Origin of the sequence: Staphylococcus sp. Marseille-Q5304, assembly GCF_943737015.1 — a bacterium.
Taxonomy (GTDB): domain Bacteria; phylum Bacillota; class Bacilli; order Staphylococcales; family Staphylococcaceae; genus Staphylococcus; species Staphylococcus hsinchuensis.
Genome location: NZ_CALSFP010000001.1, coordinates 1,769,399 through 1,782,672, shown reverse-complemented (window position 1 = coordinate 1,782,672; position 13,274 = coordinate 1,769,399). Strand labels below are relative to the sequence as shown.

General features: G+C 35.6%; 16 protein-coding genes. 14 read left to right on the top strand and 2 right to left on the bottom strand.

Annotated features, from left to right (window positions below):
* The first annotated feature begins 291 nt into the window (after positions 1–291).
* The 8 genes from nagB to NGI30_RS08825 all read left to right on the top strand — a co-directional run bounded on the left by nagB (position 292) and on the right by NGI30_RS08825 (position 5,772).
* Positions 292–1,014: a glucosamine-6-phosphate deaminase gene (gene nagB, locus NGI30_RS08860; protein WP_251943392.1), complete on the top strand. Its 723-nt coding sequence runs from the start codon at positions 292–294 to the stop codon at positions 1,012–1,014.
* Between the two features lie 120 nt (positions 1,015–1,134).
* Entirely contained in the window at positions 1,135–1,767 is a 633-nt protein-coding gene (hxlA, locus tag NGI30_RS08855) for a 3-hexulose-6-phosphate synthase (protein WP_251943390.1), read from the top strand.
* Between the two features lies 1 nt (position 1,768).
* Positions 1,769–2,317, top strand: a complete 549-nt coding sequence (gene hxlB / locus NGI30_RS08850) for a 6-phospho-3-hexuloisomerase (RefSeq protein WP_251518694.1) — start codon at positions 1,769–1,771, stop codon at positions 2,315–2,317.
* A 186-nt stretch (positions 2,318–2,503) separates the two neighbouring features.
* Positions 2,504–3,943 carry an AMP-binding protein gene (locus tag NGI30_RS08845; protein WP_251518697.1) on the top strand — a complete coding sequence of 480 codons (1,440 nt, stop codon included), beginning with the start codon at positions 2,504–2,506 and terminating at the stop codon, positions 3,941–3,943.
* A complete protein-coding gene (locus NGI30_RS08840; protein ID WP_251518699.1) occupies positions 3,940–5,082 on the top strand; it encodes a thiolase family protein in 1,143 nt (380 codons plus the stop codon). The genes NGI30_RS08845 and NGI30_RS08840 overlap by 4 nt, the downstream gene beginning before the upstream one ends.
* A complete protein-coding gene (locus tag NGI30_RS08835) occupies positions 5,054–5,416 on the top strand; it encodes a VraC family protein (protein ID WP_251518701.1) in 363 nt (120 codons plus the stop codon). The genes NGI30_RS08840 and NGI30_RS08835 overlap by 29 nt, the downstream gene beginning before the upstream one ends.
* A gap of 1 nt (position 5,417) precedes the next feature.
* Positions 5,418–5,696: a hypothetical protein gene (locus NGI30_RS08830; protein WP_251518703.1), complete on the top strand. Its 279-nt coding sequence runs from the start codon at positions 5,418–5,420 to the stop codon at positions 5,694–5,696.
* Positions 5,683–5,772 carry a type I toxin-antitoxin system Fst family toxin gene (locus NGI30_RS08825; protein WP_251518705.1) on the top strand — a complete coding sequence of 30 codons (90 nt, stop codon included), beginning with the start codon at positions 5,683–5,685 and terminating at the stop codon, positions 5,770–5,772. The genes NGI30_RS08830 and NGI30_RS08825 overlap by 14 nt, the downstream gene beginning before the upstream one ends.
* 579 nt (positions 5,773–6,351) lie before the next feature.
* On the opposite strand, the gene vraX is transcribed toward NGI30_RS08825, so the two are convergent.
* On the bottom strand, positions 6,352–6,528 hold the full coding sequence (vraX, locus tag NGI30_RS08820; protein ID WP_251518707.1) for a C1q-binding complement inhibitor VraX: 177 nt from the start codon (positions 6,526–6,528) through the stop codon (positions 6,352–6,354).
* A gap of 222 nt (positions 6,529–6,750) precedes the next feature.
* Entirely contained in the window at positions 6,751–7,581 is an 831-nt protein-coding gene (gene thiD / locus NGI30_RS08815) for a bifunctional hydroxymethylpyrimidine kinase/phosphomethylpyrimidine kinase (protein WP_251943388.1), read from the bottom strand.
* Positions 7,582–7,757: 176 nt separating this feature from the next.
* Between thiD and NGI30_RS08810 the strand changes: the two genes are divergently transcribed.
* From NGI30_RS08810 to NGI30_RS08785, 6 genes are all read left to right on the top strand, one after another.
* Positions 7,758–8,414 (top strand): uracil-DNA glycosylase, encoded by a 657-nt coding sequence (locus NGI30_RS08810; RefSeq protein WP_251518711.1) that lies wholly within the window; start codon positions 7,758–7,760, stop codon positions 8,412–8,414.
* Between the two features lie 2 nt (positions 8,415–8,416).
* Complete coding sequence (locus tag NGI30_RS08805) at positions 8,417–8,794, top strand: DUF5327 family protein (protein ID WP_251943386.1); 378 nt, start codon at positions 8,417–8,419, stop codon at positions 8,792–8,794.
* Positions 8,795–8,818: 24 nt separating this feature from the next.
* Positions 8,819–9,181 carry a DUF423 domain-containing protein gene (locus NGI30_RS08800; protein ID WP_251519074.1) on the top strand — a complete coding sequence of 121 codons (363 nt, stop codon included), beginning with the start codon at positions 8,819–8,821 and terminating at the stop codon, positions 9,179–9,181.
* 62 nt (positions 9,182–9,243) lie between these two features.
* The gene (locus NGI30_RS08795) at positions 9,244–10,719 is read left to right on the top strand and encodes an APC family permease (protein ID WP_251518715.1); all 1,476 of its coding nucleotides are present in this window, start codon (positions 9,244–9,246) and stop codon (positions 10,717–10,719) included.
* Positions 10,720–10,861: 142 nt separating this feature from the next.
* Positions 10,862–11,332, top strand: coding sequence for a MarR family winged helix-turn-helix transcriptional regulator (locus NGI30_RS08790; protein WP_251943384.1), 471 nt, complete (start codon positions 10,862–10,864; stop codon positions 11,330–11,332).
* A gap of 113 nt (positions 11,333–11,445) precedes the next feature.
* The gene (locus NGI30_RS08785; RefSeq protein WP_251943967.1) at positions 11,446–12,825 is read left to right on the top strand and encodes a DHA2 family efflux MFS transporter permease subunit; all 1,380 of its coding nucleotides are present in this window, start codon (positions 11,446–11,448) and stop codon (positions 12,823–12,825) included.
* The last annotated feature ends 449 nt before the right edge of the window (positions 12,826–13,274 follow it).

The window sequence follows — 13,274 nt, the reverse complement described above, 5'->3', positions numbered from 1 at the left end:
GAGTTCGATCACTTTGATTGTCAACTGGCATTTTAATTATTTAACTCAAATTATATACAATGTAATTGTGAAATGTTTATCTGTCTATTTTACTAGAAAAAGTTAAATAAATGTATATCTCTGCTCAATTTCTGTAAAGAATTTTAAAATATTGATAAGACTTTAAAGTACTCATCGCAATGCTTTTATTCCATAGTTAAAGACGTATAATGAAGGTGAGTTCGAAACTTAGATAATTAAGAAGATTGTGAATATATTTGTTGATTCAATGACATAGGGGGTTGTACTTTTATGAAAATAACAAACTTAGGTTCTCGTGATCACGCTTCATTTTATGTTGCATGTGAACTGTTTAACCAAATCAGTGAACAACCAAAGAGTATATTAGGATTAGCTACAGGAGGGACAATGATAGAAGTTTATCATTATCTCGTAGAGTTATTGTTAAAAAATAAGCAAGATGTGTCACAAATAGAAACATTCAATTTAGATGAATATGTCGGTCTGTCTCAAGATCATCCAGAAAGTTACCACCATTATATGCAAGATATTATATTTAATCCTTATCCTCATTTTTCAAAGGATTTAATACATGTACCCAATGGCGTTGCACCTGATTTAGAAGAAGAAGCGGAACGTTATGAAAGTTTAATTAATCAACAGGGGCCTGTAGATATACAAATATTAGGTATTGGTGAAAATGGTCATATCGGATTCAATGAACCAGGGACACCTTTCGATAGTCCAACACATGTTGTAGATTTAACTGAAAGTACGATTAAAGCGAATAGTCGTTATTTCGATAATGAAGCTGAAGTACCTAAACAAGCTATCTCCATGGGATTGAATTCAATCTTTAAAGCGAAACGTATTATTTTATTAGCTTTTGGTAAATCTAAACGAGAAGCAATGATGCGATTACAAGAGGGTAAAGTGAATCCTGATGTTCCAGCTACAATCTTACATGAGCATCCTAATGTTGAGGTGTATGTGGACGATGAGGCGATGCCTTAAACGTGGCTAGCGTTTAAATTGTATGCAAAAGGGTACGAAAACAATGTAAAAGCATTGATTTAATAGGGATATTTAATCATGACTTATGGAACATTTTAAACAATGGAAAGGATGATTAAAGTGGAATTACAATTAGCAATTGATTTATTAAATAAAGAAGAAGCTGCAGAGCTTGCAAATAAAGTGAAAGATTATGTAGATATCGTAGAAATTGGTACACCGATTGTGATTAATGAAGGTTTACCATCTGTACAACATTTAAATGATAACATTGATGGTGTTAAAGTGCTTGCCGACTTAAAAATCATGGACGCTGCAGACTACGAAGTAAGCCAAGCAGTTAAATTTGGTGCAGACGTAGTTACAATCTTAGGTGTTGCAGAAGATGCTTCAATCAAAGCAGCAGTTGAAGAAGCACATAAAAATGATAAAGAATTACTTGTAGATATGATTGCTGTACAAGATTTACAAAAACGTGCGAAAGAATTAGATGAATTAGGTGCAGATTATATCGCAGTGCATACAGGTTATGATTTACAAGCAGAAGGTGAATCACCATTAGAAAGCTTACGTCAAGTTAAGTCAGTAATAAATAACTCTAAAGTAGCTGTTATCGGAGGCATTAAGCCAGAAACTATTAAAGAAGTCGTAGCAGAAGATCCTGACTTAGTTGTTGTAGGTGGCGGTATTGCCAATGCTGACGATCCAGTAGCAGCTGCAAAACAATGCAGAGATGCGATTGAAGGTAAATAATATGACTGAATTTACAAATTATCGATTAATTCTCGATGAATTAGAACAAACATTATCCCATGTAAATGGTGATGAAGCAACGACATTTTTAAACCGTATCGTAGAAAGTGAACGTGTATTTGTTGCAGGTAAAGGACGCTCAGGTTTCGTAGCGAACAGCTTTGCAATGCGTTTAAACCAATTGGGTAAACAAGCTCATGTTGTTGGGGAATCAACAACACCATCGATTTCTGAAAATGATTTATTCGTCGTAGCATCAGGTTCTGGTTCAACAGAGCACTTACGTTTACTTGCGGATAAAGCGAAATCAGCAGGTGCTGAAGTTGTATTACTCACAACAAAGCCAGAGTCGGCTATTGGTGAATTAGCAAATGCAGTCATTGAATTACCTGCAGGCACGAAATATGACATAGAAGGTTCTTCACAACCTTTAGGTAGTTTATTTGAACAATCTGCACAAATATTTTTAGACAGTATTGTGTTAGACTTAATGAAATCACTTAAAGTCGATGAAACAACGATGCAAAGTAATCACGCAAATTTAGAATAATCTTTATTAATCAATAGACAAGGCATACTCATTAGTGAGTATGCCTTTTTTGTTTTTAAATTGATTGCTTTTGGGATGAAGTTCCACTTTAAAGGTTGAAAATGGGATTATTCAATATATGGTTTCCATAAATTGATTCAATATAATGCTTATTTGGGATTAATATGTTACGTGTTACCACATAGGATGAAAAGACAAATTGTAGAAATTAATGTTAAGATAACTTGTATCGAAGTTAACAAAAGTGGTGTGATTATGGAATTATTAAATCGATTAAAACGATATACAAAAGAACGCCCTCATCAATGTGCTTTTAGATTTGATCAAGCTACTTTGAACTATGGAGAATTGTACGACAGAGTAATGCAGATTAAACATCGCATAGCACATATTCCTAAACAAACTTATGTTGGACTTACGTTAAGTCATCCCATGGATACGATGATATATTATTTAGCATTATTAATGCATGAATGTGTGCCGTGTTTATTAGATCATCGTTGGTCTCGAGAACAACAAGATCAATTGATTCGACATTACGGTTTATCGTATTTAGTAGATGATACACAGCGTGTACATATTAATAAGGACGTAACAAATCAATTTACATCCGACATAGAGGGATTATTACATATTGGATTTACATCAGGTACAACAGGTTTACCTAAGGCTTATTATAGAAATGAATATTCGTGGATTATTTCTTTTGAAGAGAATGAATCATTGATGTTAAATCAAATTGAAACGATTGTGGCTCCTGGTCCTTTATCTCATTCGTTATCACTCTATGCTTGTGTTTATGCTTTATATAGTGGTAGAACCTTTGAAGGCCAGCATCACTTCAATGCCCAACGTTTGTTACAAAATATTGAGCAAGCACAACAAAACGTGGCGATGTTTTTAGTACCTACGATGCTCGCAGCGTGCACGGCTACAAAAGATGAGCTAACACAAACGCATCATATTTTTTCTACTGGTGATAAATTGCATGACCATTTTAGAGAAAGAGTAAGACATACCTTTCCAAAGAGTGTATTGATAGAATTTTTCGGCACATCAGAAGCGAGTTTTATTAGTTATAACTATGATAATCAAGCGCCTACCCATTCTGTTGGGAAGTTATTTTCAAATGTAGAAGTTAAATTATCTCATCAAGATGAACATCATATAGGGTTATTACAGGTGTGTAGTGATATGGTATTTAGTGGATACGTAGATAGTGGATCGATGCATTCACTTGATTGGATTGAAACAGGGGATTATGCGTCCGTCGATTGTAACGGCTATTTATTTCTACATGGAAGAAAGCATGATCGCATGATAATTGGAGGTCGCAACGTGTTCCCACAAGTAATTGAAAGGGTAGCGATGACGTATCCCGAAATAGAAGAAGTAGTGGTCATGGGGGTGCCTCATCATCGCTTTGGTGAAATTGCGTGTATGTTGTATACCGCCTCAGAAACTCTTTCAAAATCAACGCTAAGAACGTATTTATCAAATCGATTAGCACGTTATCAAATACCTTCTAAAATAATTCAAGTTCCTCGTATGAACTATACTGCAAGTGGTAAAATTGCGCGCTCAGAAATGAAGTCTTTGTATTTAAATGGGAGGTATAAGCCATGAAAGAAGCAGTGATTGTTGCAGCAAAACGAACAGCATTCGGTAAGTTTGGGGGCACATTGAAACACATAGAGCCTGAAATGTTGCTTAAACCTTTATTTCAACACTTTCAGTCTTATTATCCAGAAGCAATGGCGAAAGTGGATGATGTTATTTTAGGGAATGTTGTGGGTAATGACGGCAATATTGCGAGAAAGTCATTGTTAGAAGCAGGGATGTCTAAATCCATCCCTGGTGTCACTATAGATAGACAGTGTGGTTCAGGGTTAGATGCAGTTACGACTGCTTGTCGTATGATTCAAGCGCAAGCAGGTTCGATTTATATCGTAGGTGGAGTAGAAAGTACGAGTCGAGCACCTTGGAAGATTCAGAGGCCCCAATCTGTTTATGATGCACCAACGCCTGCGTTTTTCGAGCGCGCGTCATTCGCTCCTGAGGGGCAAGATGTTTCGATGATTGAAGCGGCTGAAAATGTAGCGCAACGTTATAATATTTCTCGACAAGCCCAAGATGAATATGCATGGAAGAGTCACCAAAAAACGATAGCTTCTTATGAGCAAGATATTATTTCCCGAGAAATTATACCTGTAAAGGCAAAAACAACTATATTTCAACAAGACGAAAGTGTTAAATCTAGGTTGACGCCTGCTTTACTCGGTCGGTTAAAACCATTATTAACGGATGGGACCGTGACAGCTGGTAATAGTTGTATGAAGAATGATGGGGCAGTATTACTTCTCATTATGGAGAGAGAAACTGCGGAAAGTCTTGGATTTACAACAGGAATGAGATTTATAGATAGTGCAACGGTTGGTGTTGATCCTACAATATTAGGTATTGGTCCAGTAAATGCAGTTAAACAACTTTTACATAGACAACAATTGACAATAAATGACATAGAAGCGGTGGAATTGAATGAAGCGTTTGCCTCACAAGTCTTGGCAAGTAAGCAGTTATTAGGGATTTCTGATGAGCAATTAAACTTGTTTGGAGGCGCACTTGCAACGGGGCATCCATATGGAGCAAGTGGTGCAGCACTCGTAACGCGTTTATTTTATATGGAAAACTACTATCGGACGATTGCGACGATGGGCATCGGTGGAGGTATTGGCAATGCAGCGTTATTTGAAAGATGGTCATGAGTTATTAGAAATTGAATTCGATGCATCAGAAGTTAAAGCATATAATCAATTATTTGGTATTCAACCGCTCACTCAAGTTGCACCACTATTTTGTGCGAAATTATGGCCTGAGTTTCAATTGTTTCAACCATTTAGATATAAAAATTTAATCTTGAGAGAAACAGAAGTTCAGCAACTACAAACCTTATATGTTAATGAACGGTATCATGCACATTTGTATTTTTTGAATCAATCAAAGGTGAGACAATTTATGAAATATACCTTTAAATTAGAAATAAATAAAAATAGAGAAAAGTGTATTTCTATTACACAAGTGTTTTTGGAGGAGATTTAAAATGATGCATTTTACTCCCGAAGAAGTTGAAAGGTACCTTACTATAGTTAATGATAAAAACCCTGTGCATGCGAAAGTGGTGCCAGGTCAAATGATCGTGCAAAGCGTTTTTATAAACTTAAATATCAATTGGTCTGAATACAGGATTAAATACATTGAAAGTATTTATGTATATGAAGAATTCAAAGTAGAATTTTTAGAAAAAGATAAAATTATAGTTTCGGATATTCAAGAAAAGCTAAAGTTTCAAATTATTAATAAAAAGGGTGACGGAATGTAAACAAGTTCTGTCATCTACAAGCGGTTGTATCGTTGGTTTATTTGCGAACTGGCTACGCAAACGCAATGATAAATAGTGACTAGTCATACCAAAAAAATCCCCTCACTACTGGCATAGTGAGGGGGTGGTGCATACCTGCACGACATCTTTGTTACTTGAATTATAACACCATAGTGGGTAGGAATACCAAACGATTATCTATACAGGAGGTGGAAATAATATAGGGTTTCTAACAGTGATTATCACTTTGAATTGTGTAGCGATACTATGTATAAAAAGCTTTATAATGAGCGATCTATAAACACTTTATTTAGCTGATTCATAACTCTATATATCTTTTCTGTGCTTTTTAGCGTAATCCATTTACAGGTGAATAATATTGAGTAAGGTAAAGGTCATACAAAAAGAGTGACACTGGAGTCAGAATTGCTTCGAGATGCTCTCCAAGCTAAGCAAAGGGGACAACTTTGTCTGACTCTGTGTCACTTATCTTATAGGGTGAGTGTTTATAGGGATATGTGTGAAACTATAGTAATAGGGACAAAATTACTATAATTTCATATCTTAACTTCATATATTTTTAGTAGGGGTTTTAAACTTATGAATTTGTCTCTGGAGCTTTCGTCTGTATTTCTCATTCGATTGATAGAAAGTGTTATTGATAATTTAAACTTTTCATATTATCAACGTCACCTTCAAGTAGAGAGAGTAACTTGTATAACTCATTTTTACTAAAGCTTTCATCGAATTTAACAGATATTGATTTAAAACTCTTGGTGATAATCTCATAAATTGGGTTGCCGTTTTCAATGGTCTGTTTGTAGATAATCATGTTGTTATAACCTCCTTTCTCTCTCTACACTTTATAGATTAATACAAATTTCAATATTTAACATGAGGCCGTAGTATCAAATTTGGATGGTACTTACGACGGAGTTTATATTTTGTTTAAATATAGCGTTATTAAAGCATCCTTTTTTTCTTTTAAAATGCGCATTTTTATATCAACAAAAAATCCCGTCCACATGGGATGTGAACGGGTTATAACTTAACTCTATACTTCAGTAACTTCTACATCGATGTGTTCTACACGATTGTATGCACCATGGTCAACGGGACCAACGAATTCGTTCATCTTCCAACCATTTTTTATTGCTGAAGCGACGAATGCTTTAGCTGCTACTACAGCTTCTTTAGGTGATTTACCATTTGCTAAATATGCCGTCGTTGCAGCTGCAAATGTACAACCTGCACCGTGATTATAACTTTGTTGGAACATATCAGTAGTTAATTGATAGTACTGCTCTCCATCGAAGTAAAGGTCGTATGATTTTTCTTGATCTAACGCTTTACCACCTTTAATGATGACATGTTGCGCGCCTTGTTGGTGTATCACTTTAGCCGCTTCTTTCATATCATCAATAGATTTCAACGTGCCTAAATTTGATAATTGACCTGCTTCAAATAAGTTAGGCGTCACGATTGTTGCTTTTGGTAATAAATATTCGATCATCGCATCTGTATTTCCCGGGTTAAGTACTTCATTTTCCCCTTTACATACCATTACTGGATCGACAACAAAGTATGTTGCGCCAGACTCCGAGAAGGCTTCTCCGGCACGTTTAATAATTTCTTGTGTGCCAAGCATACCTGTTTTAACCGCATCAGGCTGGATAGAAATAGCTGTTTCTAATTGTTTGTTAAAGGTTTCAAATGGAATTGGTGTGACGTCATGTGACCACGTCTTTGGATCCATAGTTACGATGGATGTTAAGGCTACCATGCCATAAGTTCCTAATTCTTGGAATGTCTTTAAATCTGCTTGCATGCCTGCACCGGCACTTGTATCTGAACCGGCGATTGTTAGTGTTGTTTTCAATGCCATGAAAAATCACTCCCTCACTAAATTTTTATCTATATCATACCACGATTATCGACTATTCTAAATCTTATCGTTCTCTTGGTACTTGTTTTATACATAAAATGAAATTACCATAATTATAAAAGATAATCACGGATAGTGCGTATATGTTAATATATTCAAGTAAGGAGAGATGTTTAATGGAATGGTCAGAGGTGTTTCACGAAATTACTTCCCAACATGATTTCCAAGAGATGCATGATTTTCTGGAAAAGGAATATACAACGCAAGTCGTTTATCCTGATAGGGAGAATATATATCAAGCGTTCGACTTAACGCCATTTGAAGATATTAAAGTCGTAATCTTAGGTCAAGATCCATATCATGGCCCGAATCAAGCGCATGGTTTGGCGTTTTCAGTACAACCTAACGCGAAGTTTCCACCATCATTACGAAATATGTATAAAGAATTAGAAGCTGACATCGGGTGTTGTCGCGTGTCTCCACATTTGCAAGATTGGGCACGTGAAGGTGTATTATTATTAAATACAGTGCTTACCGTTCGCCAAGGAGAGGCACATTCTCATCGTAATATCGGATGGGAAGTATTTACGGATGCTGTGATTAAGACCATTTCTGAACAGTTGAATAATGTTGTGTTTATTTTGTGGGGTAAACCTGCGCAACAAAAGATTAAATTAATTGATCAAACGAAACACCATATTATTAAATCGTCGCATCCCAGTCCGTTATCAGCTCATAGAGGTTTTTTAGGATCGAAACCGTATTCTAGGACGAATGAATACTTACAGGCACACAATATTACACCTGTAAATTGGTGCGAAGGTGAGGAATAACTATGGAAAAAGAGAAAATGATTCAGTTAATAGAACAAGAACTCGTTTCTGCAGATGAGTCCACATCAGAGGTAGAATTTGAAAAGCATATGTATGCGATTTATAAATTGACGGAATTGATTGCTACCGATAAAAGCGGACAACGTTCACAACATACTGATTTATATGAAACACCAAGTTCTACGGAGTTAGCAGCTACACAACCCTCACAACAGCAAGCTTCTAAGAATCAGAGTATTTCTGATGCAGAACTGAAAGCGATGGGGGCGAAAGTACCATATAAGTCAGCTCAATCCCATTCTTCGTCAGATATGACGACATCGTCTAACCTTAAGACGGACGATGGCATAGGTAATGGAGATTCAATTTTTGATTTCTAATAGAGAAAGGATAATCATATTATGATGAAAGTTTTTATTATTCTAGGAGCGCTCAATGCTCTTATGGCAGTAGGAACAGGTGCATTTGGTGCACACGGTTTGGAAGGAAAACTGTCTGATAAATACATGAATGTTTGGGAGAAAGCCACAACATATCAAATGTATCATGGTTTAGGATTAATCCTACTTGGAATTATTACCGGTACAACACCCATTCATATTAATTGGGCAGGTTGGTTAATGTTCTTTGGTATTGTATTTTTCAGTGGTTCACTATACGTATTAGCACTAACTCAAATCCGTATATTAGGTGCGATTACTCCAATCGGCGGTGTGTTATTCATCGTGAGTTGGTTATTACTCGTTATCGCTGCCTTTAAATTGTAAAATTTACGTTGTTTAAGGATTCACCTTTTGGTTATAATACAACCCATGAGGTGAATTTTTTTATGGGCAAAAATGAAAGGCAAGTTGATAGAGGAGATTTAAAACAAAATCTATCAGAGAAGTTTGTATGGGCAATTGCCTATGGGTCCTGTATAGGATGGGGGGCATTTATCCTACCAGGTGATTGGATTCATAAAGCAGGTCCAATCGCATCAGCAATAGGTATTGTTATTGGTGCATTATTGATGATACTCATTGCAGTCAGTTATGGTGCATTAGTTGAACGCTTTCCAGTTTCTGGTGGCGCTTTCGCATTTAGTTTTTTAGGATTTGGTAGATACGTCAGTTTCTTCTCATCCTGGTTTTTAACGTTTGGCTACATATGTGTAGTAGCCTTGAACGCAACCGCATTTAGTTTATTGATTAAATTCTTAATGCCGGGCGTGTTAGAACATGGTAAGTTATACACCATTGCAGGATGGGACGTCTATATTACGGAAATTCTTATTGCATCCGTACTATTAATAATCTTTATGTTCATTGCCATTAAAGGTACGAGTGTTTCAGGATCGTTACAATATTACTTCTGTGTGGCTATGGTAGTTACAATTGTATTATTATTCATTGGCTCATTTTTCGGTCATGGTTTTTCATTGGATAATTTACAGCCACTTAAAAGTGAAAAACAGGGTTGGTTCTTATCAATCATCTCTATCGTTGCGATAGCACCATGGGCGTATGTAGGATTCGATAATATTCCACAAACAGCAGAAGAATTTGATTTTTCACCAAATAAGACATTTAAACTAATAGTATATAGTTTATTAGCAGCAGCTTTCACATACGTATTAATGTTACTTTATACTGGATGGTTGCACAGTAAATCAAGCGGCAAGAGTGACCTTTGGTTAACAGGTGCCGTGACACAAAGTGCATTCGGATATATCGGTTTAGCCATTTTAGCCATTGCGATAATTATGGGAATCTTTACTGGACTAAACGGTTTCTTAATGAGCTCAAGCCGTCTACTCTTCTCAATGGGACGTTCAGGTATCATGCCTTCAATGTTCAGTAAACTCCACAGAAAATATAAAACACCTTACGTTGCGATTATCTTCTTAGTAGCTATAACTCTAATCGCACCTTGGTTAGGTCGAACAGCATTAACATGGATTGTAAACATGTCTTCTTCTGGTGTGTCTATCGCTTATTTAGTTACTTGCTTGTCTGCAGTTCGATTATTTAGCTATGATAAAAATAGTCCGACATATGCACCGATATATAAGACATTTGCAATTATAGGTTCAATCATGTCATTAGCATTCTTAATTTTATTATTAGTGCCATTTTCACCAGCAGGTTTATCAATGCCATCATATATCGCTTTAGCTGGTTGGTTCTTAATAGGACTTATCTTCTTTATCATCCGTTATCCTAAATTGAAGAAAATGGACAACGACACGTTAAGTAAATTGATTTTAAATAAATCTGAAAGTGAAGTAAATAAAATGGTTAAAGGTACGAAGTCAAATAAATAATTATAAATGAAGAGTCTGGGACAAAAATAGATGTCTCAGACTCTTTTTGTATAGGTATACAAATGAACTTCTTTTCAATATATGGAAAATTGGTCATAATAATGATAAACACGTTAAAGGCAATGAAAAGGATGTGAAACTTATGGATAAGGAAGAACAATTATTAAATGAAATCAGACAGGTTTATAACAAAATCGTATTATTAAATAAACCGATTATGGAACAAGAGTTAGCTGGATATACGTCAGGCGAGGTGCACTGTATCCAAGAAATAGGCAGACATGCAAAACCGAATGTCAGTGACTTATCTTACAATATGTTTATGACGCGCGGCGCTATAAGTAAATTAACGAAGAAATTAATAGATAAGGATGCGATTCAACGCTACCAAGATGAACACAATAAAAAAGAAGTCTATTTTAAACTTACTGATAAAGGGACAGCTATTTTCGATAAACATGAAAGTTTGCATCAACAATTTCGTGAAAGAGATGCTGAAGTATTTGACCAAGTTACGGATGAACAGTATGAAGTAATGTTATCGTTTTTTGAAAAATACAATCAACATTTAACTGAAGAAATTGAAGGCAAAGGGACACAAAAAAATAATTAATCGCCTTTCTTTTTGTTGACTAGGAAACAAAAATACGTTATATTTTGTTGACGGAGAAACAAAAAGGAGGGTTGTTTTTGTCTCAACAATCTACAAAGATTCCTGCCGATATTATGAAACCAGCATGGGCACTTGCCTTGGGAGCAATTGCGCCGATGTTAGATTCTACTATGGTGAATATCGCAGTGAATCAATTGACCCAAGAATTTAAAGTACCATTGGACATCGTACAATGGAGCATAACAGGTTATGTATTGGCATTGGCGATTGCCGTGCCGATTTCAGGTTGGTTCATGGACCAATTTAATAGTAAAAAGGTTTTCATCTTTGCTGCAACCCTATTTGGTCTCGTATCAATTGGTTTGGGGTTGAGTTGGACGATTCAAATGTTCATTATATTACGGCTAATTCAAGGATTTAGTGCAGGTATTATTACGACTTTAATGTCGACGATGCTCGTTAAAATTGCAGGAGAACAATATTTAGGCCGAGTTATGGCAATCGTGAGCACGCCGATGATACTTGGTCCTATATTTGGACCAGTGTTAGGTGGATTCATCGTTCATATGGCCTCATGGCACTGGATTTTCTTTATTAATGTCATAATCACTTTGGTGTTAGTACCTATCATGGTTAAGGAATTGCCTTCGTTTTTACCGATTAATCGTTCTAAAAGGTTAGACATCCTAGGCGTGATTTTGTTATCACTCATCAGCGTGTTATTCATAGAAAGCGTGACCGAAGCTTCGAAAAAAGCAAGTTTCACTAATTTTGAAACAATAGTGACATTTTTGAGTGCTATCGTACTAGCTGTTATCTATTTAATTTATAATCGTAAGAAAAATTACGCTACTGTGTTACCTACGACATTATTTAAACAGAGAAATTACGGTTTATCTAGTTTAGGACTATTCTTAGCGAACATTGCTATCCTCGGTCCGATGATTTTATTTCCTATTTTCTTTCAACAAATTAATGGCTTTAATGAAACAGAAGCAGCGATGTTACTCATGCCGCAAGGTATTGGTATGCTTATAGCAAGACCGTATATTGGACGTCTAACTGACCAATATGGTGCGAAAATTGTAATTATTATATGTGTCAGTTGTTCAGTAATTGGGACTTTGCCGTTTATTTTTATCTCGCAATCTACACCTATTATTTTTGATGTGATTGCATTGTTTATACGTGGTTTATTTGTTGGAGGTATTATGTTGCCATTAACTAATTCTGCTTATATCGGACTGAACTCTAAAGCCATATCTGAAGCGGGTGTAGGTATTAATATGATTGAAAATATTGGCTCTAGTTTTGGATCTGCTTTAATGGCATCGATCACTTCCGCGGCCTTAACATATGTACATGTATCAAATTTAAATATAGCTACTGCTTATCATCTAGGCTTCGGTATTTCGATAATAATATTAATGATTATTATAGTGCCTGCTTTGTTTTTAAAATCGATGGATGATGGTGAAAACAACGCAGTTTAAAACATAGAAATGGCCTTGAACAAGTAAGATGACAGACATATTATTTTAAGTTACCATCTAACTTATAGTGTCACCACTTTTTACAAGACAATTATGTTTCAAAAATATTATATCGGATAATATATAAGTAGTTAACTGTTTTATATGTTTATTGAGTAGCGACAATGTAACAATGATAGTAGCAGTTAATAAGTTTAAGTGTGATTAAAGTTCTCCCAAACACACACTTAAAGAGTCTGAGACAAAAATAGGCGTCTCAGACTCTTTGTCAAATTGGCAGTAGATGTCTAAATTGAAATGCGCTTATATCAAGCTTTTTTCAATTCTAGTCATCCTTGCCGGGGTGGGACTACGAAAGCTTTATTAAAAATTCGATTTCTGTCCCACTCCCTTCTGTTTCGGACAATTCAATGCTACTATTTATATTTCCAAAGTAAATACGAAGCAAT